This is a genomic window from Microbulbifer sp. Q7, from assembly GCF_001639145.1.
Lineage (GTDB): Bacteria > Pseudomonadota > Gammaproteobacteria > Pseudomonadales > Cellvibrionaceae > Microbulbifer.
Genome location: NZ_LROY01000001.1, coordinates 1,196,952 through 1,221,579, shown reverse-complemented (window position 1 = coordinate 1,221,579; position 24,628 = coordinate 1,196,952). Strand labels below are relative to the sequence as shown.

At 58.9% G+C, this 24,628-nt stretch carries 18 protein-coding genes; 5 read left to right on the top strand and 13 right to left on the bottom strand.

The window, feature by feature from the left end; genetic code table 11:
* Positions 1–135 precede the first annotated feature (135 nt).
* The 6 genes from AU182_RS04950 to glyA all read right to left on the bottom strand — a co-directional run bounded on the left by AU182_RS04950 (position 136) and on the right by glyA (position 7,626).
* Entirely contained in the window at positions 136–798 is a 663-nt protein-coding gene (locus tag AU182_RS04950; RefSeq protein ID WP_066961398.1) for a riboflavin synthase, read from the bottom strand.
* 148 nt (positions 799–946) lie between these two features.
* On the bottom strand, positions 947–2,080 hold the full coding sequence (gene ribD / locus AU182_RS04945; protein WP_066961395.1) for a bifunctional diaminohydroxyphosphoribosylaminopyrimidine deaminase/5-amino-6-(5-phosphoribosylamino)uracil reductase RibD: 1,134 nt from the start codon (positions 2,078–2,080) through the stop codon (positions 947–949).
* Positions 2,080–2,565 (bottom strand): transcriptional regulator NrdR, encoded by a 486-nt coding sequence (gene nrdR / locus AU182_RS04940; protein WP_066961392.1) that lies wholly within the window; start codon positions 2,563–2,565, stop codon positions 2,080–2,082. The genes ribD and nrdR overlap by 1 nt, the downstream gene beginning before the upstream one ends.
* A gap of 274 nt (positions 2,566–2,839) precedes the next feature.
* Positions 2,840–3,937, bottom strand: coding sequence for an extracellular solute-binding protein (locus AU182_RS04935; RefSeq protein ID WP_066961389.1), 1,098 nt, complete (start codon positions 3,935–3,937; stop codon positions 2,840–2,842).
* A 359-nt stretch (positions 3,938–4,296) separates the two neighbouring features.
* The gene (locus AU182_RS04930) at positions 4,297–5,958 is read right to left on the bottom strand and encodes an NAD(P)/FAD-dependent oxidoreductase (RefSeq protein ID WP_066961386.1); all 1,662 of its coding nucleotides are present in this window, start codon (positions 5,956–5,958) and stop codon (positions 4,297–4,299) included.
* A 405-nt stretch (positions 5,959–6,363) separates the two neighbouring features.
* On the bottom strand, positions 6,364–7,626 hold the full coding sequence (gene glyA / locus AU182_RS04925; protein ID WP_066961383.1) for a serine hydroxymethyltransferase: 1,263 nt from the start codon (positions 7,624–7,626) through the stop codon (positions 6,364–6,366).
* Between the two features lie 332 nt (positions 7,627–7,958).
* Here glyA and AU182_RS04920 point away from each other — a divergent pair, with 332 nt between their 5' ends.
* Entirely contained in the window at positions 7,959–8,516 is a 558-nt protein-coding gene (locus tag AU182_RS04920; RefSeq protein WP_066961380.1) for a hemerythrin domain-containing protein, read from the top strand.
* 41 nt (positions 8,517–8,557) lie between these two features.
* On the opposite strand, the gene fnr is transcribed toward AU182_RS04920, so the two are convergent.
* From fnr to AU182_RS04895, 5 genes are all read right to left on the bottom strand, one after another.
* Positions 8,558–9,283: a fumarate/nitrate reduction transcriptional regulator Fnr gene (gene fnr, locus AU182_RS04915; protein ID WP_066961377.1), complete on the bottom strand. Its 726-nt coding sequence runs from the start codon at positions 9,281–9,283 to the stop codon at positions 8,558–8,560.
* A 71-nt stretch (positions 9,284–9,354) separates the two neighbouring features.
* Positions 9,355–10,791 carry an oxygen-independent coproporphyrinogen III oxidase gene (gene hemN, locus AU182_RS04910; RefSeq protein ID WP_082859218.1) on the bottom strand — a complete coding sequence of 479 codons (1,437 nt, stop codon included), beginning with the start codon at positions 10,789–10,791 and terminating at the stop codon, positions 9,355–9,357.
* A gap of 169 nt (positions 10,792–10,960) precedes the next feature.
* The gene (locus AU182_RS04905; protein WP_066961374.1) at positions 10,961–11,650 is read right to left on the bottom strand and encodes an OmpW family protein; all 690 of its coding nucleotides are present in this window, start codon (positions 11,648–11,650) and stop codon (positions 10,961–10,963) included.
* 157 nt (positions 11,651–11,807) lie between these two features.
* A complete protein-coding gene (mmsB, locus tag AU182_RS04900; RefSeq protein WP_066961370.1) occupies positions 11,808–12,716 on the bottom strand; it encodes a 3-hydroxyisobutyrate dehydrogenase in 909 nt (302 codons plus the stop codon).
* A gap of 73 nt (positions 12,717–12,789) precedes the next feature.
* Entirely contained in the window at positions 12,790–13,896 is a 1,107-nt protein-coding gene (locus AU182_RS04895; protein ID WP_066961367.1) for an enoyl-CoA hydratase/isomerase family protein, read from the bottom strand.
* A 569-nt stretch (positions 13,897–14,465) separates the two neighbouring features.
* Between AU182_RS04895 and ettA the strand changes: the two genes are divergently transcribed.
* The 3 genes from ettA (at position 14,466) to AU182_RS04875 (ending at position 18,764) form a co-directional block, all read left to right on the top strand.
* Positions 14,466–16,130: an energy-dependent translational throttle protein EttA gene (gene ettA, locus AU182_RS04885; RefSeq protein WP_066961362.1), complete on the top strand. Its 1,665-nt coding sequence runs from the start codon at positions 14,466–14,468 to the stop codon at positions 16,128–16,130.
* A gap of 214 nt (positions 16,131–16,344) precedes the next feature.
* A complete protein-coding gene (locus AU182_RS04880) occupies positions 16,345–18,216 on the top strand; it encodes an ATP-binding protein (RefSeq protein ID WP_066961359.1) in 1,872 nt (623 codons plus the stop codon).
* Between the two features lie 35 nt (positions 18,217–18,251).
* Positions 18,252–18,764 carry an NYN domain-containing protein gene (locus tag AU182_RS04875; RefSeq protein ID WP_066961356.1) on the top strand — a complete coding sequence of 171 codons (513 nt, stop codon included), beginning with the start codon at positions 18,252–18,254 and terminating at the stop codon, positions 18,762–18,764.
* 28 nt (positions 18,765–18,792) lie between these two features.
* On the opposite strand, the gene AU182_RS04870 is transcribed toward AU182_RS04875, so the two are convergent.
* Both AU182_RS04870 and AU182_RS04865 read right to left on the bottom strand, forming a co-directional pair.
* Complete coding sequence (locus tag AU182_RS04870) at positions 18,793–19,326, bottom strand: DsrE family protein (RefSeq protein WP_066961353.1); 534 nt, start codon at positions 19,324–19,326, stop codon at positions 18,793–18,795.
* A gap of 59 nt (positions 19,327–19,385) precedes the next feature.
* Positions 19,386–21,086, bottom strand: a complete 1,701-nt coding sequence (locus AU182_RS04865) for a diguanylate cyclase (RefSeq protein ID WP_066961350.1) — start codon at positions 21,084–21,086, stop codon at positions 19,386–19,388.
* A gap of 335 nt (positions 21,087–21,421) precedes the next feature.
* On the opposite strand from AU182_RS04865, the gene AU182_RS16190 reads away from it, so the two are divergent.
* Positions 21,422–24,565 carry an autotransporter domain-containing protein gene (locus AU182_RS16190; protein ID WP_082859217.1) on the top strand — a complete coding sequence of 1,048 codons (3,144 nt, stop codon included), beginning with the start codon at positions 21,422–21,424 and terminating at the stop codon, positions 24,563–24,565.
* Positions 24,566–24,628 lie beyond the last annotated feature (63 nt).

Sequence of the window (24,628 nt, the reverse complement as noted above, 5' to 3'; positions counted from 1 at the left end):
TTCCGCGAGGTCCCTCTCGCGGACAAAGCGTACGCTTTGGACGCCAAAGGCGCCCGCAGGGTGAGCGAAGCGAATCAACGTCTCGCAAAGCTTTACCCGGCATCATCCGCTTCAATTCAAACTACATCGCCTCGATCAGGCCTTGTAGAAGCCGTGCTGCGCCAGAAACTCCATCGTCAGCCCTTCACTTTTGGGCTCGGCGGCGGCATCTCCCAAGAGTAGCCGCTCCAGATAGCGCGCTATCAGGTCTACTTCGAGGTTCACCTTGGTCCCAGCCTGGTAACCGCCGATCACGGTTTCGGCGATGGTATGGGGCACGATGGTGAGCTCGAATTCGGCGCCGTCGACCGCATTCACCGTGAGGCTGGTGCCGTCGACGGTGATGGAGCCCTTGTGGGCAATGTACTTGGCCAGTTCGTCCGGGGCGCGCAGGCGGAATTGCTCGGCGCGGGCGGTGGGCTTGCGCCATACCACTTCGCCGATACCATCCACGTGGCCGCTGACCATATGCCCGCCGAGGCGGGTCTGCGGGGTCAATGCCTTTTCCAGGTTGACCTTGTCGCCCAGCTTCCAGTCGTTCAGTGTCGCAACGGCGAGTGTTTCTGCCGAGACGTCGGCCCAGTAGCCATCGCCGGGCAGGTCTACCACGGTGAGGCAGACGCCGTTGGTGGCGATGCTGTCGCCGAGTTTGACGTCGGACAGGTCCAACTTGCCGGTGTTTACCCGCAGGCGCAGATCGCCGCCTTTCGGTTGCAGCGCGGTAATCTCACCAACGGCTTCAATAATTCCAGTAAACAATCCGGGCACTCCTAAAAATTGTCTTTTCCCGCGAGGGCGTCGTCAGCTCCGTGCTCGGTTCCTCATGTATTCCTATACATTCCGGTCCTGCGCGCGGGGCTTCCTGGCCCTCGCGCGAAAATCCTGCTTTTTAGAAGCACCCTCGCGCTTACCGCTCGATATCGGTTGTCGCGGTAATACGCCAGTCGTGGCCGACCGCGCGCATATCGGTAATGGTGATGGGCAGCATGGAGCCCATGCGCTCAATCGGTAGCTCAAACAGCGGACGCGCGCTGGAGCCGAGAATCTTGGGCGCCATGTAGACGATGAGTTCATCCACGTGGCCCTGATACATAAACGCGCCAGTGAGGGTTGCACCGCTCTCCACGAGCACTTCGTTGCACTCGCGGCGGGCGAGCTCTTTGAGCAGTTCGCCCAGGTGCACGCGGCCGTCTTTGTCCGCGGGCAGTACCTGCACTTCGGCACCGGCCTTCTCCAGCCGAGCGCGACGCTCGTCGTCAGCCGCCGCGGTTGTGACCACCAATGTGGGGGCTTCGCCCTGCAATATAAAGGCCTTGGCCGGGGTGCGCAGTTTGCTGTCGACAATCACCCGCAGGGGCTGTTTTTCTGCCGCAGCGGCGGCTTCCGCTTCCGACAGCGCCATTTCATCCGGGCGCACGTTCATATTCGGGTTGTCGTGGCGCACGCTGTCGACGCCGGTAACAATGGCGCAACTGCGCGCGCGCAGGGCCTGCACATCGGCGCGGGCGGCGGGGCCGGTGACCCACTTGGATTCGCCGCTGGCCATGGCGGTGCGGCCGTCGATGCTCATGGCGGACTTGGTCCGTACCAGGGGCAGCCCGAGGGTCATGCGCTTGATGAAGCCCGGGTTCAGGGACCGGCAGGATTCTTCCAGCAATGGGCCTTCCACTTCAATGCCCGCATCGCGCAGTTTCTGTAACCCTTTCCCGCCCACTGCGGGATTGGGGTCTTCCATGCCATAAACAACTTTGACGACACCGGCGGCGATCAGCGCGTCGGCGCAGGGGCCGGTTTTACCCGTGTGACTGCAAGGTTCCAGGGTGACGTAGGCAATCTGGCCTTTGGCGGCCTGTCCTGCGTCCTGCAGTGCCTCGACTTCGGCGTGGCCAAGACCTGCGCGCTTGTGCCAGCCTTCACCAACGATCTTGCCGTCGGCGTCGGCTATCACGCAGCCGACCCGGGGGTTGGGCATGGTGGTGTAGCGTCCGCGCTCGGCGAGCTGGATGGCGCGGGCCATCAGTTCCCGTGGGGTGAAGGCCATTACTTCGCCTCCTCCTTGTTCCCTTTCGTCGCTTTCGGTGTATTCAGGCGCTCGATCTCGTCACTGAAGTCGCTGACGTCTTCAAAGCGGCGGTATACGGAGGCAAAGCGCACGAAGGCGACTTGATCCAGCTCGCGCAGCTGCTCCATGACCAGCTCCCCGATATGCATGGCGGGCAGTTCGCGCTCACCAGTGGCCTGCAGTGCATGCTTGATCTGGGCGACGGCGGCTTCTACCCGCTCGGTGCTGACCGGGCGCTTCTCGACGGCGCGCTGGATGCCGGCACGCAGCTTGTCTTCGTTGAAGGGTTCGCGCTGGCCGTTCTGCTTGACCACCCGCGGGAGCACCAGCTCGGCGGTTTCGAAGGTAGTGAAACGCTCGTGGCATTGCAGGCACTCACGCCGGCGGCGCACCTGGTCGCCATCGGCCACCAGGCGGGAATCTACAACTTTGGTTTCGTCTGCGCTGCAGAAGGGACAGTGCATGGGGAGAGGGCCCTCGAAAAAGTGGGCGGCAGTTTACCACAAGGCGGAAATTTAGGCTGCTCCAGGCGGCGGGGATTCGTGGAACCACTCACAGCTTCAGGTGGCGCAAGGCCACCGGGGAGGGCTTTTCAAAATCGCTGCGAGTACATCCATGTACGCTCCGGCGCCGCCATCCATGGCGACGACGGTTTTGAAAAGCCCTCCCCGGCAGCCTTGCTTCGCATCGGAGCAGTCGACTTCGTAGCTAGGGAGCCCTTTAGTCCGCGCTAAACGATCAAATGTCTTCCCGCTCGATAATTCGCTGCCACAGCTTATGGCGCAGGGCGAGTACCCGAGGCTTGGTGGCAGCGGGAATCCAGGTGCGCTCCAGCTCCTGTGGGCGCGGGTAGACCGCGGGGTTGCTGAGCAACTCGGGGTCCACCAGGTCCTGCGCCGCCATATTGGCGTTGGCGTACTGGGTTTCGTTGCTGATGTTGGCGATGACGCTGGGCTGCATCAGGTAGTTCAGGAACTGATAGGCGGCATCCACATTCGGCGCGTTGCTGGGCATGGAAACCACATCGATCCACAGGGGGAAGCCCTCTTTGGGCATCACGTAACGAATGTCGAACGTCTGGCCCGCCTCTTTGGCCATCTGCTGGGCGACCAGTACGTCGCCGCTCCAGGCGTGGGCGATGCAGCGTTTGCCGCTGGCCAGGTCTTCGACATATTCACCGGAGTCGAAATCGGTAACGTGCAGGCGTACCTTGGACAGCAGGTTGGCCACCATGTACTGGTGGGCAATGCTCATGGAGTTGGGGTCTTTGCCCAGGTACTTGAGCGCAACATCGAAGATTTCTTCCGGGGAACGCATCAGGGTGGCATTACAGTGGTCGAGCTTACCCAGATTTTCCGGGTCGAACAGCAGGTCCCAGCTGTCTTCCGGCAGGTATCCACCAAAGGCTTTCTCCACCGCCTGCACGTTGTAGCCGATGCCGACGGTACCCCACAGGTAGGGGATGGCGTACTCGTTGTCCGGGTCAAACAGGGCGAGGCGCTGCATAAACGCGGGATCATTCTGCGACCAGTTGTCGATGCGATCGCGATCGAGCTTTTGCAACTGGCCGGCAGCGATGTACTTGGGGATATTGTCAGAACCGGGGACGATGATGTCGAAGCGGCGACCTTCCTGTAACCAGACTTCTTCCAGCTCCTCGATATCGTCAAATTCAAAATAATGCACCTTGATGCCGGTGGCGGCTTCAAAGTCGGCGATGGTGTCTTCGGCAATGGACTCAGACCAGTTGGCGAAGTGTAACTCGCGGGCCTGTGCGTGGAGGGTCAGCCCGAAGGCTGCGGTCAAAATGACCAACACATGGGATAAAGAACGCATTATCTACTCTCGATCTGCAGCCTGGCTGCACGGTGTATTCTGCGCTTTCACAGGGCATTCCCGCCCGGGCAAAAGCATCGATTCCTGAAACCGCTTGGACTCGAAAGTGCCGGTTCGCTGACGCAAACCATCGATGAGCAACGCATCCTTGGTGCTGGAGAAAACCGACTGCCAGCTTCAGGCCCGAATAAAAATGAGCGGGGCCGGAACCTGTATTCGATTTTCGAGGGCGCGTATTAAAACAGAATCCAGGCTCAATTTCACAGCCCGGGGGCATTTTTGTGAACGTGTGGTACTGAAATACCAGCGGTTCGAAGATCCCCGGCGCCCTCCTCGGGCGCCGGGCCAGCCAGGCAGAATCAGACCTGACGGATTTCCTTTGCGGCTCGCTCCGCGGTGCTGATCGCGCCGTCGATATAGCCGAACGCTTCCAGCGCAGTGTGCTCGCCGCAGAAGTGGATATTGCCTTCCTGCAGGCCGGCAGAGCCCCACCACTCGGTGTAGTCGCCGAACGTCTGGGTGGAGTAGGAACCCTTGGACCACGGGTTGGCAGACCACTTGGACAGCATTGCGGTACCGGTGAACGCATTGCTGGTGCCCGGGAATACGTTGTCGACAATGCCGAAGAAGTGATTCAGGTCGTCACTGGTGGGCGCCGCGAAGGGCTGGTCGCTACCGATCTGCTTGCCGTAATCGCCACCGAAGAAGTTCACCAGGATGCCATCGGTACCACCGGTCACCGATGTGGAGTCCCAGGTGTCGAACAGCTCCGGGCGGCCAACGTAGGTCACACCGTTCGGGGTAAACAGTTCACCGTTGACCACCTGTGGCTGAGTCCACGGGCGGGAGGCGCACTGCATGGCCATTTTGCCGTTGGAACCAAACGCCATACGCTCAATGGCCATACGTTTCTGCGGACGGAAGCCATTGTAAATACGCGGGTCGATGTCCACATCTCTCAGGGTAGAGAACGGCAGTGCCAGTACGAGGCGATCACAGGTGTATTCGTAGCCGTCTTCGAAGACCAGGTTGTACGGGCCGTTGAGATTGCCCTGAATGGCAACCAGCTTGCGCGCGGTCTCAATGGTGCCCTCTGGCAGCTCTTCGACCATGCGGGTGACCAGCTGATCATTACCACCGGCAATCCGGAAGCGTTCGTCGGTGCCCGCCAGTGGCAGCGCGGTGTTGATCGGGTTCCAGGCCAGCAGGTAAATCAGGTTCAGCGCGGTGGTCTCCTCCGGCTGAATGCCGTATTCGGCCACGATGTCCGCCTGGAACACCTGTCCCATGTTGGAGTTCGCACCGATACCGACGTAATCCAGCCAGCTATTCACATCGATGTGATCCAGCTCGCGGTGCATCGCATTGTTGCTTTCGTAGGTCGGTACCCAGGGGGCGTCCTGCTGTGCGCGTTTGAAGATCTGGTACACATCGCGCCACTCGGCGTTCAGCTGGTGCTCGGTGTAGTGCTGGCCATTGACGTAGTAGAGCTCGTTGCCACCGGGCACCGCGTTACCGTTCACATCTTCCACATCCAGGCCCAGGTTGCTGGCCAGGTTACGTGTATAGGTGTGCTCGGTAGAGATAAGCTCGCCGCCACGCTCTACCGGGCGACCGAAAATACTGCGGTTGGTGCTGACACGGCCGCCCAGACGGGTGTTGCCTTCAAATACCTTGCTCGCAATGCCGTACTGCTGCAGTCGGTGTGCACAGCGCACGCCGGCGACACCACCACCGATGACCGCCACACGCCCGGCGGCCGAGCTGGGATCTGCTTTCGCGGGGCCAGAAAAGGTACTGGTGGCACCAGCAGTACCCAGCGCCGCGGCGCCAAGACCCAGCTGCTTCAGGAACTGGCGACGGCCTTCTTCGGAGGCATTCGCACCGACGTGGCGCGTGCCTTCATTGATAATGTCGAGGCTTTCATCGGATGAGATACCCGTCTTTTCGGACAGCTCCTGAGCGGCCCCAAGGCGTCGCATCAGGCTCGAAAGCGGGGAGAGGGATTTACGGCTACGCATGTTGTTCTCCTACAGCCAAGTGGTGTTCCGACCCAGATACCGCAGGGCCGTGGATTTGTTTTGTTGTTGTCCACGGTTCGCTCATTGCACTACGCGGGCAAAAAGCGGGCGCGCGCAGTTCGAAATAGATGACAACCGCATTATTCACATTTGCTATATGAGCGCGTAATTCTACATACCACTTCACATAAAATCGAATAAAAATTCAATTAAGCACCAAAAGAAGAAATTTTGATCTAGAGACCATCGGGACAAAGGAGCGAACACACTACGCCTCAGACACTAATAACAGGAGAGACAGGAAAGCCTGAGTGGCCTGCACACATCAGACAGGCACAAAAAAAGCGACTCCGGGGAGTCGCTTTTTCGCTCAAATACTAGCCGCGGCAGCGTTGCCGCGATCCATTATTTGTACACAGGGAACTTGGCGCAGATCTCAAGCACCTTGGCCTTCACTTCAGCGATGGTCGCGTCGGCATTGCCCTTCTCCAGTGCGTCCAGCACGTCGCAGATCCAGTGGGTCAGCTGGCGGGTCTCTTCCACGCCGAAGCCGCGGGTGGTGATCGCCGGGGTGCCCACACGCAGGCCGCTGGTGATGAACGGGGAGCGCGGGTCATTAGGCACCGCGTTTTTGTTCACGGTAATGTTGGCGTTGCCCAGGGCTTCGTCCGCATCTTTACCGGTGTATTCCTTGCCGATCAGGTCCACCAGCATCAGGTGATCGTCGGTGCCGCCGGACACGATGTTGATACCGCGGTCGAGGAAGGTCTCGGCCATGGCGCGGGCATTTTCCACCACTTTCTTCTGGTAAGCCTTGTACTCGGGCGTCATGGCTTCCTTGAAGGAAACCGCTTTGGCCGCGATCACGTGCATCAGCGGGCCACCCTGGCCGCCGGGGAATACCGCGCTGTTCAGTTTTTTCTCAATCTCTGCATTGGCCTTGGCAATGATGATACCGCCGCGGGGACCGCGCAGGGTTTTGTGGGTGGTGGAGGTCACCACATCGGCGTGGGGGACCGGAGAGGGGTATTCGCCCGCAGCCACCAGACCGGCCACATGCGCCATATCCACCAACAGGTAGGCGCCCACCTTGTCGGCGATGGTGCGGAACTTGGCCCAGTCCATGATACGGCTGTAGGCGGAAAAGCCGGCCACGATCATCTTCGGCTTGTGCTCCAAAGCCAGGCGCTCCACTTCGTCGTAGTCCACTTCGCCGGTGTCGGCGTTCAGACCGTACTGCACCGCGTTGTAGGTCTTGCCGGAGAAGTTCACCTTGGCGCCGTGAGTCAGGTGGCCGCCGTGGGCCAGGCTCATACCCAGCACGGTGTCACCGGGAGCACACAGGGCCTGGTACACCGCGGCATTGGCCTGGGAGCCGGAGTGAGGCTGGACGTTGGCGTAGTCGGCACCGAACAGCTTTTTGGCGCGCTCGATGGCCAGCACCTCTACCTTGTCGACATGCTCGCAGCCACCGTAGTAGCGCTTGCCCGGGTAGCCCTCAGCGTACTTGTTGGTCATGCTGGAGCCCTGGGCCTCCATCACCATGGGGCTGGTGTAGTTTTCCGAGGCAATCAGCTCGATGTGCTCTTCCTGACGGCGGTCTTCATCCTGAATGGCGGACCAGACATCGGGGTCATAGGAAGCTAGGGTGACGGATTTATCAAACATGGTATTCCCTCGGATGATAAGGCGCGAATCGCGCAAGCATAATCTCGACAAGGGCAAATTCCGACCCAAATATGACCGGCCCGCCCCAGAAAGCGGCGCATTGTACACCAAGGGGATGCCCGCGGTGCAAAGGGTGCACATGAAACCATTTCAAGCAGATAGGCGACGCGCTTCAAGTTCTCCGGCCTCCCCGTTCGAGCGTTCGCTACCCCATCGCCCCGGCGCAAACGGCGCCAGCAACCGGACCACCACTTGACCCAGATCAACCGACATTTTCCCGTTCCGATAACAATGTTACGACTGGCACCCGGGTTAAGACATGGAGGCAAAACATGCACAGCATCTACCGTCAGCTTTGCTGCGACCACAAACATATGCAGCGACTTCTCGAAGTATTTGAAGGTTTGCTGGAGCAACTGACCAAACAGGAACGGGATCCGGCGACGTTGGGAATGATTCTGGAGGCGCTGGATTACTTTTCCGTGTATCCGGACCAGTGGCACCACCCGATCGAGGACCTGGTGTTTGAGCACTTGCTGGGCAAGCCCGTCGATGTGCGCGATGTGATCAACAAGACCCTCAAGGAACACCACCAGATTGCGGCCGCCACCCGCAAAATGAGCAAACTGTTTAACGCCGTGGCCAACGATGCCGCCGTGGAACGAGAGGCGCTATTCGGCGCCGCGCGGGAATATATCGATTTGCAGCGCCGCCACCTGCAGCGTGAAAACGAAATCCTGTTCCCGCTGGTCGCCGACCTGCTGACTATTGATGAGTGGAATGCCATCCAGGATCGCCTGCGCGAACAGCAGAGCGTGCATTTCAACGCCGGCGTGAAGCGGCTGTACGACGCGATGTATGAGACGCTGGCGGAAGACACTGCCGCATAGCCGAGCAGAGGACACCGCCGCACAAGCGGCGGTGTAGGGGATTAGTTTTCGTAACTGCAGTGGGTGCCGGCGAGTTCGCTCAGAGCGATGAAATCCAGAATGGTCACCGAGCGCCCCTGCACCTGGATCAGCCCCTGCTTCTGAAAGCGGGAAATGAGTCGGCTGACGGTTTCTGCAGTCAACCCCAGGTAGTTGGCAATATCCATGCGCGGCATGGACAACACAAATTCGCTCGCGGAATAGCCACGGCGGGAGTAGCGGCTGGAGATATTCACCAGCAGCGCCGCGAGCCGACTGTCCGCCGAGCGCTTGCCCAGTAACAGCAGGGCTTCGTTCTCCTGCTTCAGTTCTTCGGAAAAGATGCTGTAAATCTGCTTTTGTAGCGCCGGCACCTGCTGCGCGAGTGCCTCCAGCTGGGTGAAGGGCAATACGCACACACTGCTGTCTTCCAGTGCTTCCGCAAACCCGGGATGTGAACCGCCGCTATAAGCGTCCAGACCCAGCAACTCCCCGGGCAACGCAAAATGCGTGACCTGGGTATCGCCGTCCGCACCAATCACCGCCGACTTGAAACTGCCCGAACGAATCGCGTACAGGCTGGCAAAGGGGTCACCGGCACGAAACAGGGTTTCGCCGGCCCTGACCACCCGTTTCTTGCGCGTCACCTGCTCCAGGCGGGCGATATCGTCATCGCTCAGGCCAACAGGCAGGCACAGCCGGCGCACGGAGCAACTGCCGCAACTGACCGCTGTCGAATTTTCTTTCATCGAAGTACCGTTTTCGCCACACGGCGCATATATCTGGTTTGCTATTGCGGAATTGTATCGATTCCCGACGTCTAAAGCACCCGCGAGTAAAGGGCTGACGGCTCGGTGCCGTGCAGATAGGTATCAAAGGCCGCGGCGGCATTGCGCAGGAACCAGCGTCCGCGCTCGGTGACGAAAAGGTCACTCTCGGTCTGCCCCAGCAATCCGTCGTCAAACATGGGCTGCAGGCGCGCCAGTTCCGGGGCAAACCCGTCGGCAAACGGCAACCCTGTGCGCTGTTCCAACGCCCGCTTGTCGAGGCGCAGGTGGCACATCAACTCCATGATCAACCACTGGCGCAGGCGGTCATCTTCGCTCAGCTGCCAGCCGCGACAGATGGCTTCGCCGCGTGCGTTGATTGCGCCGGCGTACTCTTTGAGACTGTGGTGGTTCTGCCAGTAACCATCGCGGCTGTAACTGATGGCCGAGGCCCCCAGACCGACCAGCGCATCCGCCGGCATCAGTGTATAACCCTGGAAGTTGCGCGCGAGGCGCCCTTCTGTGGCAGCAGTCGCGAGCGCATCATCCGGGCGCGCAAAGTGATCCATCCCCAGAAAGACGTAGCCGGCGTCCGTGAGTCGGCGGCTGGCCGCGAGCTGCATGGCAATTTTTTCGGCCGGCGGGGGCATCAGGTCGCTGTCGATCAGACGCTGTGCCTTGAAGCGATGGGGCAGATGGGCGTAGTGATACAGGGCAATGCGATCCGGCGCCAGGTCGAGCACGGCGTCGACCGTCTTTTCCAGGCTCGCCACATCCTGCCCCGGCAGGCCGTAAATCAGGTCGTAGGAAATAGAGCTGAACCCGCGCGCGCGCGCGCCTTCGGTCAGCGCCCGCACCTGCTCCACACTGCAGATGCGATTGATTGCCCGCTGAACGTCCGGATTAAAATCCTGAATGCCCAGGCTCAGGCGATTGAAGCCCAGCTCCCGCAGGGTATCCAAAGTTTCGATTTCCAGCGTGCGCGGATCGGCCTCGATGCTGTACTCCACATCGTCGCCAATGCGCAGGTCAAAAATTTCCCCCAGGCCCTCCATCAGGCGTCGCAGGTCGCCGTCGTTCAGGAAGGTCGGTGTGCCGCCCCCCAGGTGCAGCTGTACCACCGGCGCCCGCGCGACCCGGTCGCGGTACCACTGGGCCTCTTTCAGTACATTGTCGAGATAACTGGAGGCCAGGCCGTATTGCCGGGTGATGATCTTGTTGCAGGCGCAGAAGTAACACAGCGAACGACAAAACGGGATGTGCACATACAGTGACAGCGTTTCCACGTCCTTGAGTGCATGCCAGGGCTTTGCCGTGCCGTCGTCTCCCTGCATCGCGACAAAGCGGTCAGCGGTGGGATAAGAGGTGTAACGTGGACAGGGCCCCGCATAGCGGGACAGCAGTTCCGTGGAAAGGGGCGCAGTGGATTGGTCGCCCGCGCCGCGTGGCGTGCTGATGTCGGAAACTGCGGAGTCGCTTTGATCGACCATCGGAGGAGGCACCTCTTGTCCTTACTTGTGCGGGGAAGCGATTGTGCTTCGTACTGCCGCGTAAGGTACCGAGGCGGCCACCCCCGACACTTGATTTAGGTCAATTGCCGGGGGCTTAGCCTGTCGCTCAACGGCATTACCGTGAGCCACAGGCGTGCAGGAGAAACGGTTAGAAGCGGTAGCCAAACCCTGCGCTGTAGACCAGCGGATCCAGCTCAACGGCGGCGCTGATGGTGCCGACACCCGGCACGTCCACCGTGGCCTCGGTATCGATATCCATCCACCACACCGACAGGTTCAGTAACCAGCGCTGATCCGCGCCAAACGCGACATCGACACCGGCTTCGGCAGCAATGCCAGAGGAATTCTTCAGGGTTACCGAAGCGTCGCCGGTTGCGCCGAGGGAGGCAAAAATATCATTGGCCTCGCGGCTGACCTTTTCCTCAAAGAAGACCGTGTAATTCAGGCCCAGCCCCACGTAAGGCTGCACACGGGAAGAGGCCTGCAACGGGTAGTACTGCAGCACCACGGTAGGCGGCAGGTGACGGGTTTCCCCCAGGTCGAAGGTTTCGCCCAGGCCGGACACCTTCAGGTCATGGCTAAACGGCGTGGCTGCAATCACTTCCACTCCCCAGTGATCGCGCAACATATAGGTGCCGATCAGGCTCAGTGCCGTGCCGTCGTCAACGCCCGCGGCCGTCCCTTCCAGGGTGGCACCCCCCAAAGACAGTGCACTGGAACTCACCTCCGGGCTCACGGTAATTGCGCCACTGCGGAAAATAAAATCACCGCCGTCATAGGCAAAAGCGGAACCGGAAATACAGGCGGCCAGAGCAGTGCCAAGCACCATTTTTTTCATGATGATCTCCCAATCATTTATCTATGCTTCCGTCTCGCCGGCACGCTGTTTAGCGTTATTGGTGTGGCGCTTCTTTGAGACGGGCACAGGGTAACGATTGGGCACACGCGCCCTTTGATTCAAATCAATCGCACAGGACGCCGCGCTGATTTTTCTATCAGTCCCCCACCGGGCGACGAAACAGGTTTTGAATGGAAGAAAAGTCCAGTACCTGGTTGATGGGATCGCCACCGTGCAGCTGGTAAAGATTTTTGGCGAGTGCACCGAGCGGCGTCGAGGACGCGCTGCCTGCCGCCGTATCCATGGCGAGCCCCAGGTCTTTCAGCATCAAACCCACCGAAAAACCGCCCTCATAGTTACGCGCGGCGGGGACATTCTCCATCACGCCGGGATAAGGATTGTATTTCTCCAGCGACCAGTTACCACCGGAGCTGGCCCGCATGATGTCGGACAGCACCGCCGGATCAAGGCCGTTATCCACCCCCAGCTGCAACGCCTCGGCGGTGCCGATCATTTGAATGGCCAGCAGCATGTTGTTGCAGATTTTCGCCACCTGACCGCTGCCGGCAGGGCCCGCGTGAAAAACATTCGCACCCATGGCTTCCAGCACCGGACGCGCGCAGGCGATGGCGTTTTCATCACCGCCACACATAAATGACAGCGTACCCGCTGTCGCCGCTGCCGTGCCACCGGAAACCGGTGCGTCCAGCGCAGCAATGCCGCGCTCGCCGGCAGCGGCGATCAACTGGCGTGCATCGTTGGCGGCAATGGTAGAGCAGTCAATCAGCAGGGTTTCCGCATTCATCCCCTGCAGCAAACCATGCACCCCGAGGTACAAAGAGCGCACCGCTTCGCCGCTGGGCAACATGGACACTACCGCATCCGTACCTTCGATAGCCTCATGGGCGCTGTCCGCCTTTTGGCAACCGTTCGCTACCGCCTTCTCCAGCATGGGCGCGGACAGGTCGAAGGCGGTAACGTTAAAACCCTGCCGGACCAGGTTCGCAGCCATGGGGCCACCCATATTACCGAGGCCAATAAAGGCAATATTCTTAATCGGGTTCATGCTCTCAACTCCATCGATTTATTCTTTTTATTCAGCTGCTTGTTCAGCTCGCTGCTCTGCCAGAGTGGCGAATTTACAAATCCGCCAGGGGATGCTCTCCGTCCCACGGCGCGTGAAAGCACGCCTCTACCTGCTCCAGGGTGACGTCTTCGATCCGCGCAGGCTGCCACTGCGGGTTGCGATCCTTGTCGATCAACAGGGCACGCACCCCTTCTTTTACCTGCCCATTGCTGCACATATTCATGGCCAGTGCCAGTTCCATCTGCAGCACCTGTGCCAGCGACAGGTGTTTGCCGCGACGCAATTGCTCCCACACAATCCAGGCCGTCAGCGGGCAACCAGCCTTGAGTGTTTTGGCGGCGCGCTGCAGCCAGGGGTCTTCACCGCTGTAATTGACGATATCCCGGTAGACTTCTGGCAGGGTGGGAGCATCGGTGAGTTGCTGGATCGCATCGTAATGCGTGCGCAGATTGGGCGCCGGCTGCTCCGCTGCAGTCAGTTCCAGCGACTGCACGGCGCGGCTGACCAGTGTATGGTTCTCCGGGCCATTGTCAGCAAAAGGTTGCTCTGCCAGCCGATCGAGCAGCGCCCCCCTGGCCTCGCTCGGCAGCAAGCGATCCGCCATGCCGCAGTAGAGCGCATCGGTGCCATTGAACTGCGCACCGGTAAGGCCGAGAAACAGACCGGTACGGCCGGGCATGCGATTCAGGAACCAGCTACCCCCCACGTCCGGGAACAGGCCGATGGTGATTTCCGGCATGGCCATACGGGTGGTCTCGGTAACAATGCGATGGCTGGCACCACTCATGATCCCGATGCCGCCCCCCATAACAATGCCGCTGCCCCACACCACAATGGGCTTCGGATAGGTATGAATGCGGTAGTCGAGGCGATACTCGCGGGTGAAGAAGTCCTGCACAAACTGGCTCGCACCCTGCTCACCGTAACTTCCTGATGCCTTGTACAGTGCCACCACATCACCACCGGCACACAGGGCCTTGCCGCCGGCACCTTCGATCCAGATGCAGGCAACACTGTCATCAGATTCCCACACATCCAGCTGGGCTGCCATCCGGTCAATCATGTCCAGATTAAGTGCGTTCAGGGCTTTTGGCAGATTGAGCGTCAGTTTACCGATGGGGCCCTGACGCTCGACGATAAGAGGTGATTCCTGGGTCATACTGGTTCCCGCTTGTCTTATTTGGGGCAAAGTTAAACATAGATGGGGTGGTGGTGGCATTACCTCCTTCACCCTGCGATGTTCGGTGGTACGTCCTAACGCTCCTATGGTGGCGGCGAAGCACCGGGGAAAGGTTTTCAAAACCGCTGTGGATACATCCCTGTACGCTGCGTCGGCGACGTGGCCCGGCCGCTTCAACGCGGCGCCTTCGGCCCCTGTCGCCGACGCTTTTAAAAACCTTTCCCCGCCACTCCGCCTTAGCACTGACCTCCCTTACTTCGTAGCCGGCAACTCGGAAGACCGTAGAAAGCACGATACTCAAAGCAAAGGCGCTGATATCGGGAAACCCCTCGCAAGACGGTACGCGGCCTGGACGGCCGCGTCCGAGCCCCCATGGATGGGTTGAGGGGGGGCGCCTAGCTCGTGTCTCGCATGGGGTTTACCGGTAGCAGCGACGCCACTAAACCTGACCGAAAACCACCGCAGGGCTATCCGCCCCCCACAGGTTGAAGTTTCCCACCAACCTGATAACTTGCGCGCAAATTCTGACCGACTGGATTAGAGCTCTAATGGCTGAATACGTATACACAATGAACCGCGTGGGCAAGGTTGTTCCGCCCAAGCGTGAAATTCTGAAAGATATTTCCCTGTCCTTCTTCCCTGGCGCCAAAATCGGCGTACTCGGCCTCAACGGTGCCGGTAAGTCCACCCTGCTGCGCATCATGGCCGGGGTCGATCAGGACTATAACGGTGAAGCCCGCGCCATGCCCGGCATCAAGGTCGGCTACCTGCCGCAGGAGCCCCAGCTGGACCCCGCCAAGAACGTGCGCGGTAACGTCGAAGACGGCATGCGCGAAGCCATCGACGCCCTCGCCGGCCTGGAACAGGTCTACGCCGACTACGCCGAGCCCGACGCCGACTTCGACGCCCTGGCCAAAAAGCAGCAACAGTTCGAAGACATCATCCAGGCCTGGGACGCGCACAACCTGGAACACCGCCTCGAAGTGGCCGCCGACGCCCTGCGCCTGCCACCCTGGGACGCCGACGTGAACAACCTGTCCGGCGGTGAAAAGCGCCGTGTGGCCCTGTGCCGCCTGTTGCTGTCGCGCCCGGACATGCTGCTGCTGGACGAACCCACCAACCACCTGGATGCGGAATCCGTATTCTGGCTGGAGCGCTTCCTGCACGACTTCGACGGCACCGTGGTGGCCATTACCCACGACCGCTACTTCCTCGACAATGTGGCCGGCTGGATTCTGGAACTGGACCGCGGTTACGGTATTCCCTGGGAAGGTAACTACACCACCTGGCTGGAGCAGAAAGAGAAGCGCCTGGAGCAGGAGCAGAAAGGTGAACAGGCCCGTGCCAAGGCCATGCAGAAGGAACTGGAGTGGGCGCGACAGAACCCGAAGGGCCGCCAGTCCAAGAACAAGGCGCGCCTGTCCCGCCTCGAAGAAATGCAGTCCCAGGAATTCCAGGCCCGCAACGAGACCAACGAGATCTACATTCCGCCGGGCGAGCGCCTGGGTGACAATGTGATCGAGCTGGTCAACGTGAGCAAATCCTTCGGCGACCGCGTACTCATCGACAACCTGTCGTTCCGCGTACCCAAGGGTGCCATCGTCGGCATCGTCGGCGGTAACGGCGCCGGTAAATCCACCCTGTTCCGCATGATCACTGGCAAGGAGCAACCGGATTCCGGCGAAATCAAAATCGGTGAAACCGTGCAGATCGCCAGCGTCGACCAGAGCCGCGAGAACCTGGACGACAACAAGACCGTGTGGGAATGCATTTCCGACGGCCACGACCTGCTCAAGATCAACAACTACGAAGTGGGCTCGCGGAACTATATCGGCCGCTTCAACTTCAAGGGCAGCGATCAGCAGAAACGCGTCGGCGAACTCTCCGGTGGTGAGCGCGGTCGCCTGCACCTGGCCTACACCCTGAAACAGGGCGCCAACGTGCTGCTGCTGGACGAACCCTCCAACGACCTCGACATCGAAACCCTGCGCGCACTGGAAGAAGCCCTGCTGAGCTTCCCCGGCTGCGCCATGGTGATCTCGCACGATCGCTGGTTCCTCGACCGGGTGGCAACCCACATCCTCGCCTACGAGGGCGACAGCAACGTGGTGTTCTTCGAAGGCAACTATACCGAATACCACGAGGACTTCGTGGCGCGCAACGGTGAGAATGCTACGCCGCATCGGATGCAGTACAAAAAGCTCAAAACCTGATCGGTTTTAGAGAAAGCAAAGAAGCCCGCTCATGCGGGCTTTTTTGCGCCAAAACGTTTGTCAGCTTCTAATCAACGAAGAAAAAAATAACCAGCACGTCTTGTTACTCCCGGTAGATTTCCACTTTCCAGTGAATTTCACCGCTGTAGGATATTGCCTGAGCCAGCCAGCATGCGTAGTGTGATAGGCCTAAACGCCATTACAGAACTCCGCTATGATTTTTTCATCCCGGACCCAGTTCCCACTCAAGCGCTACTATCTGCCTGGGGGCCTTGCGGTTGTAACCTTATTGGGCATCAGCGAGTGGATGCTCGTCCTGTGGCTTCCACGCGACCAGGAGTTACTGGGTACGCTGGCAAGAATCTTCCTTGCCGTCGCCCTGGTTGGTATCGGCTGCTATCTGATGTATCGCCGGCACCGTCGGCTCATCGCGCGTCTCTCGGCGATGCTCACACATCAGGAAAGTCTGAACGCTCGCTATCAGCGGGAACTGCTGGAGCGGGAAGCCACTGAGCTGGCACTTTCTGATCAGCTTCAGTTTCTCCAGATCCTGATTGATGCCATCCCCGCGCCGATTTTCTACAAAAATGCCAAAGGTATTTATACCGGCTGCAACCGGGCATTCGAGGTCTTTCTTGGCAAGAGCCGGGAGAACATCGTTGGGCGGTCGGTTTACGGGGTTTCACCGGGTCCACAGGCGAAGATCTATCACGAAAAAGATATCGAACTGATGCTGCAGCGGGGGCAGCAGATCTACGAGGCACAAGTGGTCTATGCCGATGGCAGCCTGCATGACGTGATATTCAACAAGGCCGCCTATGAACTGGAAGATGGCCGCCTGGGGGGGCTGATTGGCGTCATCCTGGATATCACGGATCGCAAGGCGCTGGAACGGGAACTGGTTCAGGCCAAGGAAAAAGCAGAGTTCTACAGCCGCTCCAAGACCCAGTTTCTCACCAACATGAGTCACGAAATTCGCACACCGCTTAACGGTATTGTCGGTTTCAGCCAGTTGCTGTTGAACCGCAGTACAACGCGTGACCTCCCGCCAGAATTTCGCGGCTTTCTGGAAAAAATTGCCATCAGCGGTCAGGGGCTGGCGGAACTGGTCAATGATGTCCTGGACATCTCCCGCATCGAGGCCGGGAAAATCGAAGCCATTGATGAAGACTTCCAATTGCGCGGCCTGATCAAGAGCATCCTTGTTTCCTGTGAGTCGCTTGCCGCCAAAAAATCACTGCACTTTTCGTGCGATATGGATCCACGACTGCCCGAATTCGTCCGATGTGATCGCGGCAAGCTGTCACAGATACTGATCAACCTGATGGGCAATGCCATCAAGTTTTCACCGAAAGCGAGCACGATAGAAGTTAAATTTAATCAACAAACGGATCAGGCTGGCACAGAAATTCTACTCATCGAAGTTATCGATGATGGAATTGGCATCCCCACGGAACAGCGGGCGGTTATCTTTGAGCCGTTTGAGCAGGTAGACAAGTCCGCCGATGGGCAGGCCCGGGGCACCGGCCTGGGGCTTCCGATTACCCGCAGTCTGGTGGAACTTCTGGGCGGCGAGATCTGTTTGGACGGCGAACGCGAACGTGGAACCCGCTTTCAGGTGCGGCTACCACTGCGCTGTGGAAGTCCGGTGGCACCACAGCCAGAAAGTGATAACAGTGCCCTTGCAGAGCTGCGAGGCATCAGGGCGCTGATTGTCGAAGACAACGCGCTCAACCAGGCGCTGATGCAGGCCTTCTGCGATGATATAGGCGTAATCACCACATTTGTCACCAGCGGGCGTGAGGGCGTTGAAAAAGCACTGACGATACGCCCCGACCTGATATTTATGGATGTCCAGTTGCCCGGCCTGAACGGCCTTGAGGCCACCCGGGAAATTCGTCAGCTACCGGAAATCCGCCAGGTCCCAATTATCGGCCTCTCTGCCGCGGCCTTCAGTGAACAGAGAACTGCGGCACTGGAGGCGGGTATGGATGACTACCTGACCAAGCCCATTGCTTTCCCGCAGCTGATTTCTGCCATTCGGAAATACAAACGACACGCAGGGACTCCCGTCGAGACCCAGTAGGAAATATCGAAGCCGCAACCACAAGAAAGGCCCTGATGGATACCAGTGATCAAAATTCAAAACCCTGCGACGTCGAAAAAGTGGCAATTTTTGTGGATGTGCAGAATGTGTACTACACGGCCCGACAGACATTCCGCTGCAACTTCGATTACAACGCTTTCTGGTCCAGGGCCACACAAGGAAGACAGGTCACCACCGCCATTGCCTATGCCATTGATCGCGGTGATCCAAAGCAGCGGGAATTTCAAAATATACTCAGGGCCATCGGCTTCGAGGTAAAACTGAAACCCTATATCCAGCGCTCCGATGGCTCGGCAAAAGGCGACTGGGATGTGGGGATCACCATCGACGCGCTGGAATATGGCCGTGTCGCAGACACCGTCATTCTGGTTTCCGGCGATGGGGATTTTGATCTTCTGGTGAACAAGCTACGCTGCGACTACGGCAAAGTAGTCGAAGTGTATGGGGTTCGCGCACTGACCGCAGGCACACTGATCAGTGCCGCGAGCAGATTCATCCCCATCGACAACGAACTGCTACTGCGCTGACTGGAGAGGACACACCGCGGGTGCCCTTTTAAAACGGATTCAGAGTGTACCCTTGCTGCTGCAGCAGGGCGTTTGCCGTCATGGCTGACAGTGCCATATTGATGCCAGGTAGTAAGTGCGTATTTTCAATGCGGTGGTAAGCGGCCGACTGGCCACACAGGTGTATCGTCACACCATGTTCCTGTAGCGCCTTCAGCAGAGGTGCGTTGGGATTTTTAGCACCGAACTTTTCCTCAAACTGCTGATCATTGAGCAGGTCAAACCCCGCCTTACCATGCACCACCAGCGCCAGCGCAATCTGCTCAGGGGGAACCCCCGCGCGAGCCTGCATATTCAGGAAGCGGGCGAGACTCTCAAAACGGCGATTGGCTTTGTCTTTATCGCCCTGATCCGACACATCGAACACCACCTTGAATCGCTCCTGCCCCGACAGCGGCACGGTCTGCTTCACTTCCGCAACACCGCCATAATTCTTAATCACTGGTCCTTTGGAAAACTCTGCGGACAGCGCCAGCGGTGAGTTGAGTAAAATGGTAAGCAATATGCTGGCAGGGGTTTTCATACTGAATTCCTTCTGGGGGTCAAGTGCCGGGGGTTAGGCGATCGATACTTTCAGTGCGTTTATTGTGTCACCGCTGCCAATGTTGGCGGATTCACATCTGAATCACACTGCGCCAACTCAAACCGATTACGACCAGACTGTTTGGCGCGATACAGTGCGGCGTCAGCGGCTTCAATGAGCTGCACGGCGGAGGTATAGTTTTGGCGTTCGAACGAGGCAATACCGATACTTGCACTCAGCGATATTCCGTCCAGTGCCAGCTCCGACACCAGCTTGAGCAGTCGTTCGGCAACCGCGGATGCCTGCTCACGGTCGGTACGAGGCAGGAGGATTGCGAACTCCTCGCCGCCATAACGACAGGCCAATACCGGTTTGCGCACTTGCTTTCGTAACAGCTGCCCGACCGCACACAGGGCATCATCACCGCGGACATGCCCCAGTCGATCGTTAATCGCCTTGAAATGGTCGAGGTCAAGAAGTAGCAATGCCAGCGGTGTCCCACTGCGAGCGGCGAGGGTAAACTCCCGCGTCAACCGCTCATCAAAGTAGCGACGATTGAATAGCGTGGTTAACTGGTCCGTATAACCGTACCGCTGTATTTCCCCTACCCTGGCACCCAACGCCAGCGACAACAGCACCATTTCCACCAACGCCCCCACCTGAAAGGCGTTGTGGGTAAATGCGTTGTGCGGCACCAGGCCGAACGTTTTCAGCATGTAGATGACTACACTCACCAACAGAGCCGTCCACCCCACCAAAAAGTAACGCGCGGGAACCGAGCCGCGTAACAGGCTGATCACCCCCATCACCATGAACAGAATGGAAAGCACCAGGGTAAATAGCGCAAGCAACACGATCATCGGCCCATAACCGACGAAAGGTGCAATCGCCGTTAACGGGAACAGTGCGTACAGAATCCCACGGGCAACCCGGTCGGTACGCGGTGCCAGTCGGGGGCCAGAGCAAACAGTGCGCACAAACTGGATGCCGAAGATCAATGTCAGTCCGAGCAGAATCAGCAGGCTCTGATTGGCCAGCCAGGGGTTTCCGGGCCACAGGTACTGGAAAGAAACACCATTATGCACCCCGAAATAAAGCCCATAACTGATGGCATAACCCATGTAATAGGCGTAGGCCCGATCCCGCACGGCCAGAAAGAGGAACAGGTTATAGATCACCAGAACCAGGAAGCCACCGTAGTAGATACCGAGCAATAGTTGCTCTTTCCCCAGTTGCGGTAGAAATGCGGCCTCACTGCTGACACTAAGGCCGATATTCATCGAGCCCGCCGTCTGGTAGCGCAGGTAAAAGGTGTGTGTGGTATTCGCCGGTAGCGTGACCGGGAAAACGAAATCGCGCAAATTCAACGGCCGCGAGTTGAATGGGCGCCGGTCACCGGTTGCTGTATGCCGCCAGCCGCCATCAAGGGAAGGCTGCCAGAAATCCAGCTGGTCAATCAGTGGGTAATCCTGGCGAATGATCATCCCCAAGGGGGCATCGCTGGGATTCCGTAGAGTAATTGCTACCCAGTAGGCCGCGTCACTAAAACCAAAGTTTGCACTGGCACCACTCTGCCACCGCTGCTGTGTCGCCGCCCGAACATCCTGAAGCTCCAGCTTACCCGGCTCATCGACCAGGATTTGCAAATACGGAGCAAGGCTTTGCGGACCCTGCCCCTCCCCGGCAACAAACGGGCTCGCCCAGGCGCTCAGCGAAAGGCCGATCAGCGCCACTCCCCAAACCCACCGTGCGAACTCCATCGCGCTCACTTCCCACGCTTATTTTATTGAATAAATGACGCGGAATCGTACCACAGTGCCTGCGAAAACCCCGTCAAACACCGGTGCCGGCCTAAACTTGGGCCATCCCAATAACCAACTAAAGCTGTCAATACTGACATCCGCGGATCAACTACCACGGTCTGGCCAGAAACCGGCACACGGGTCACGGGAAATGACGCTGAGAAACACCTATGGATTTGACGCATCGACAGCCCAGCTACAGGGCAGCGCCCTTCGCACTCCTCGTCATCCTGCTTTGCACATCTGGCGTTTTGGCTCCCTGGGCACAAGCAGACTGCCAGCCGGTCCCGCCGATGTCCGGCGACACCATCACCTGCTCCGGTAGCGATCCTGGATTTGCGGTCGACAACCTCAGAGACTTAACGATTGATATTCTGCCGGGGGCCAGCCTGAATGGGACCATCGCCGCCACCGATGTGCGGACGCTCACCATCGACAATGCCGGCGTTCTCCAAAGTGTCAGCCTGCTCAACATTGGCCTGCTGAACTTTGACAATGTGGGAACCATCAACCAGGGGCTGGAGATGTCCGGCGATGGCGACCACAACATCGTCAACCGCGCCACAGGAAACATCAACCAGTTCCTGACCATTAATGGTGACGGTGACAATTCCGTCGTCAACCAGGGCACGCTGAACCAGGGTATTACGGCGTCTGGCAATGGTTCCCTGCGTATCACCAACGAGGCGAGCGCCACGATTAATTCGGGAATTCTGGTCACTGGTGACGCGGACACCATTGTCGACAACAGCGGCACCATTCAGGGCACAGCCGTGTCACTGGACGGTGGCAGTGACACCGTCATCAATCGCGCCGGTGCCCGTATCAACGCTCAGGTGGATCAGGGCTCGGGCGATGACACCTTCGTGATGGAGGGTGGCTTTGTAAATTCGGTGCAACAGGGCGACGGGAAAGATCAGGCGACGATCCTCGGCGGAGTGCTAACCAGCTATATGGCCGGTGCGGATAATGACGAGCTGACCTGGAGTGGCGGACAGGTCCGCAATCTGGATATGCAAGATGGCGACGATAACGTCCGCCTGATCGGGCTGACCGACACCAACCTGATGGGGTACCCCATCAATGGCGGTCTCGGAACGGACGAGCTGGAGTGGGAAAACACCATCGGTGGCCGACCCGACCGCTTGACCCAATGGGAACAGATCAGACTGCTCAGCGGGTCCGAACTGACCATGAATGGCGACCTGATACTTGGCGACAGTGGGACGAACACGGGCAGCCTTTTTATCGACCGCAGTGCCACACTGTTTGCCAACCAGGGCCAGAGACGAATCGCACCGGCGGTACCCGGCAATAGCGTTGACTTGAGAAACGCTGGCCTGATCGATATGACCGGTAATAACAGCCCCTTCGATATTCTCTCCCTCACCGGCGACTACCTCGGCCAGAATGGGCGCATGGCACTCGATACATTCCTGGCCAGTGATGACTCGCCCTCCGATTACTTGCGCACCATCGGCAATGAGCAGGGCTCTACCCAGCTGTTTATCAACAACACCAATGGCCCCGGCGCACTCACGGTTGCAGATGGCATTCTGGTCAATCTGGTCATCGACGGCCGCAGCACACCGAGTACTTTTTCCCTGGCGAACATTGTCGCTGCCGGGCCCTATGAATACTTGCTGTTTCGCGGAGGGGTAAGTGCGGGTACCGAGAACAACTGGTACCTGCGATCCCATATGGCCAATAGCTCGTCGAGTAGTTCGTCAAGCTCAAGCTCGGGCGGTTCCGGTAGCAGCTCGTCCAGCTCAAGCTCCGGTGGCAGCACTTCCAGCAGTTCCTCCGGCTCGTCGAGTTCCTCAGGCTCCAGTAGCGGGTCCAGCTCCTCTAGTAGCGGCTCCAGTAGCTCTTCTAGTGGTAGCTCCGGCGGCAGCACGTCCAGCAGCTCTTCCGGCTCGTCGAGTTCCTCCGGCTCCAGTAGCGGGTCCAGTTCCTCTAGCAGCAGCTCCAGTAGCTCGTCCAGCGGTAGCTCCGGTGGCAGCACTTCAAGTAGCTCTTCGAGCGGTAGCTCCGGCGGCAGCACGTCCAGCAGCTCTTCCGGCTCGTCGAGTTCCTCCGGCTCCAGTAGCGGGTCCAGTTCCTCTAGCAGCAGCTCCAGTAGCTCGTCCAGCGGTAGTTCCGGTGGCAGCACTTCAAGTAGCTCATCCAGCGGTAGCTCCGGCGGCAGCACGTCCAGCAGCTCTTCCGGCTCGTCGAGTTCCTCCGGCTCCAGTAGTGGGTCCAGTTCCTCGAGCAGCAGCTCCAGTAGCTCGTCCAGCGGTAGCTCCGGTGGCAGCACGTCCAGTAGTTCGTCCGGGTCTTCGAGCTCCTCGGGCTCCAGCTCCTCCGGAAGCTCTTCCGGCAGCAGCTCCAGCAGCGGCTCCAGTTCCTCCGGGAGCTCTTCCAGCAGCTCCAGTAGTTCGTCCAGTGGCAGCTCCAGCTCAAGCGGCAGCTCGTCGTCTGGCGGCACCGGGATCATCACTCCGATCTATCGGCCCGAGGTGCCCACCCATGTTGCACTGCCCTCGGTGAGTCGGGCTCTGACCATGGAGACCGTTGGCACGTTTCACGAGCGCGAGGGCGAGCAAGCTTGGTCCAAGCGCAATAACGGCAGCAGCGCGCTTTGGGTACGCGCTTTCGGCGACCAGCTCAAGCTCAGCCAGGGAGGCACCGTCGACCAGAAGTACGATGGGAACCTGTGGGGAATACAGCTCGGTGTTCCCATTTACGGTCGCAGCAGTGCCGGCGGGCAAAGGGATATATTCGGTGTGATGATCGGTCGCGGTGGCGCCAATGGCGATGTGAGCGGATTCGCGCTGGCGCAGAAAAACCTCGCAACCGGCAAGGTCGAGCTGGATCAACACAACCTGGGCGGCTACTGGACTCACCACTGGCCCGGCGGCGCCTACTTTGACGGCGTGCTGTTGTTATCCAGTTTTGACGGAGAGAGCCGCTCTTACCGAGGGGTGAGCGCGGATATCGATGGCAACGAAATTACGGCCTCCATGGAGGTGGGTATCCCCATTCCACTCGATGGGACCTGGACGCTGGAACCCCAGGGGCAACTGATCTGGCAACACCAAAACATGAGCGGTTCGCAGGACAGATTCTCAAATATCTCATTCGATAATGTAAATGCACTGACCGCACGCATCGGAGGTCGATTTGTTGCCGATATCCTGCATGGAAACAACTTGTGGCGCCCCTACTTCAAGGCCAACATCTGGCACGAAGACCACGGCTCCGACCCGGTCTATTTCAATACCACCCCCATATTCGTAGGCCGGGGGCAGACAATGCTGGAAACCGGGATCGGCCTGACGGTCGACTTCAGTGGCACAACCAGCCTGTTCGGCATCATCGACTACACCCAGGATATTGATTCCGGTGAACTGGAATCGTTCGAGGCGCGCTTGGGATTCCACAAAAAATGGTAGGCAGGGAAACATAGGATCAGGTTAATGTACGTGATGCGCGGCGTGGATTGCGCGACATACTTC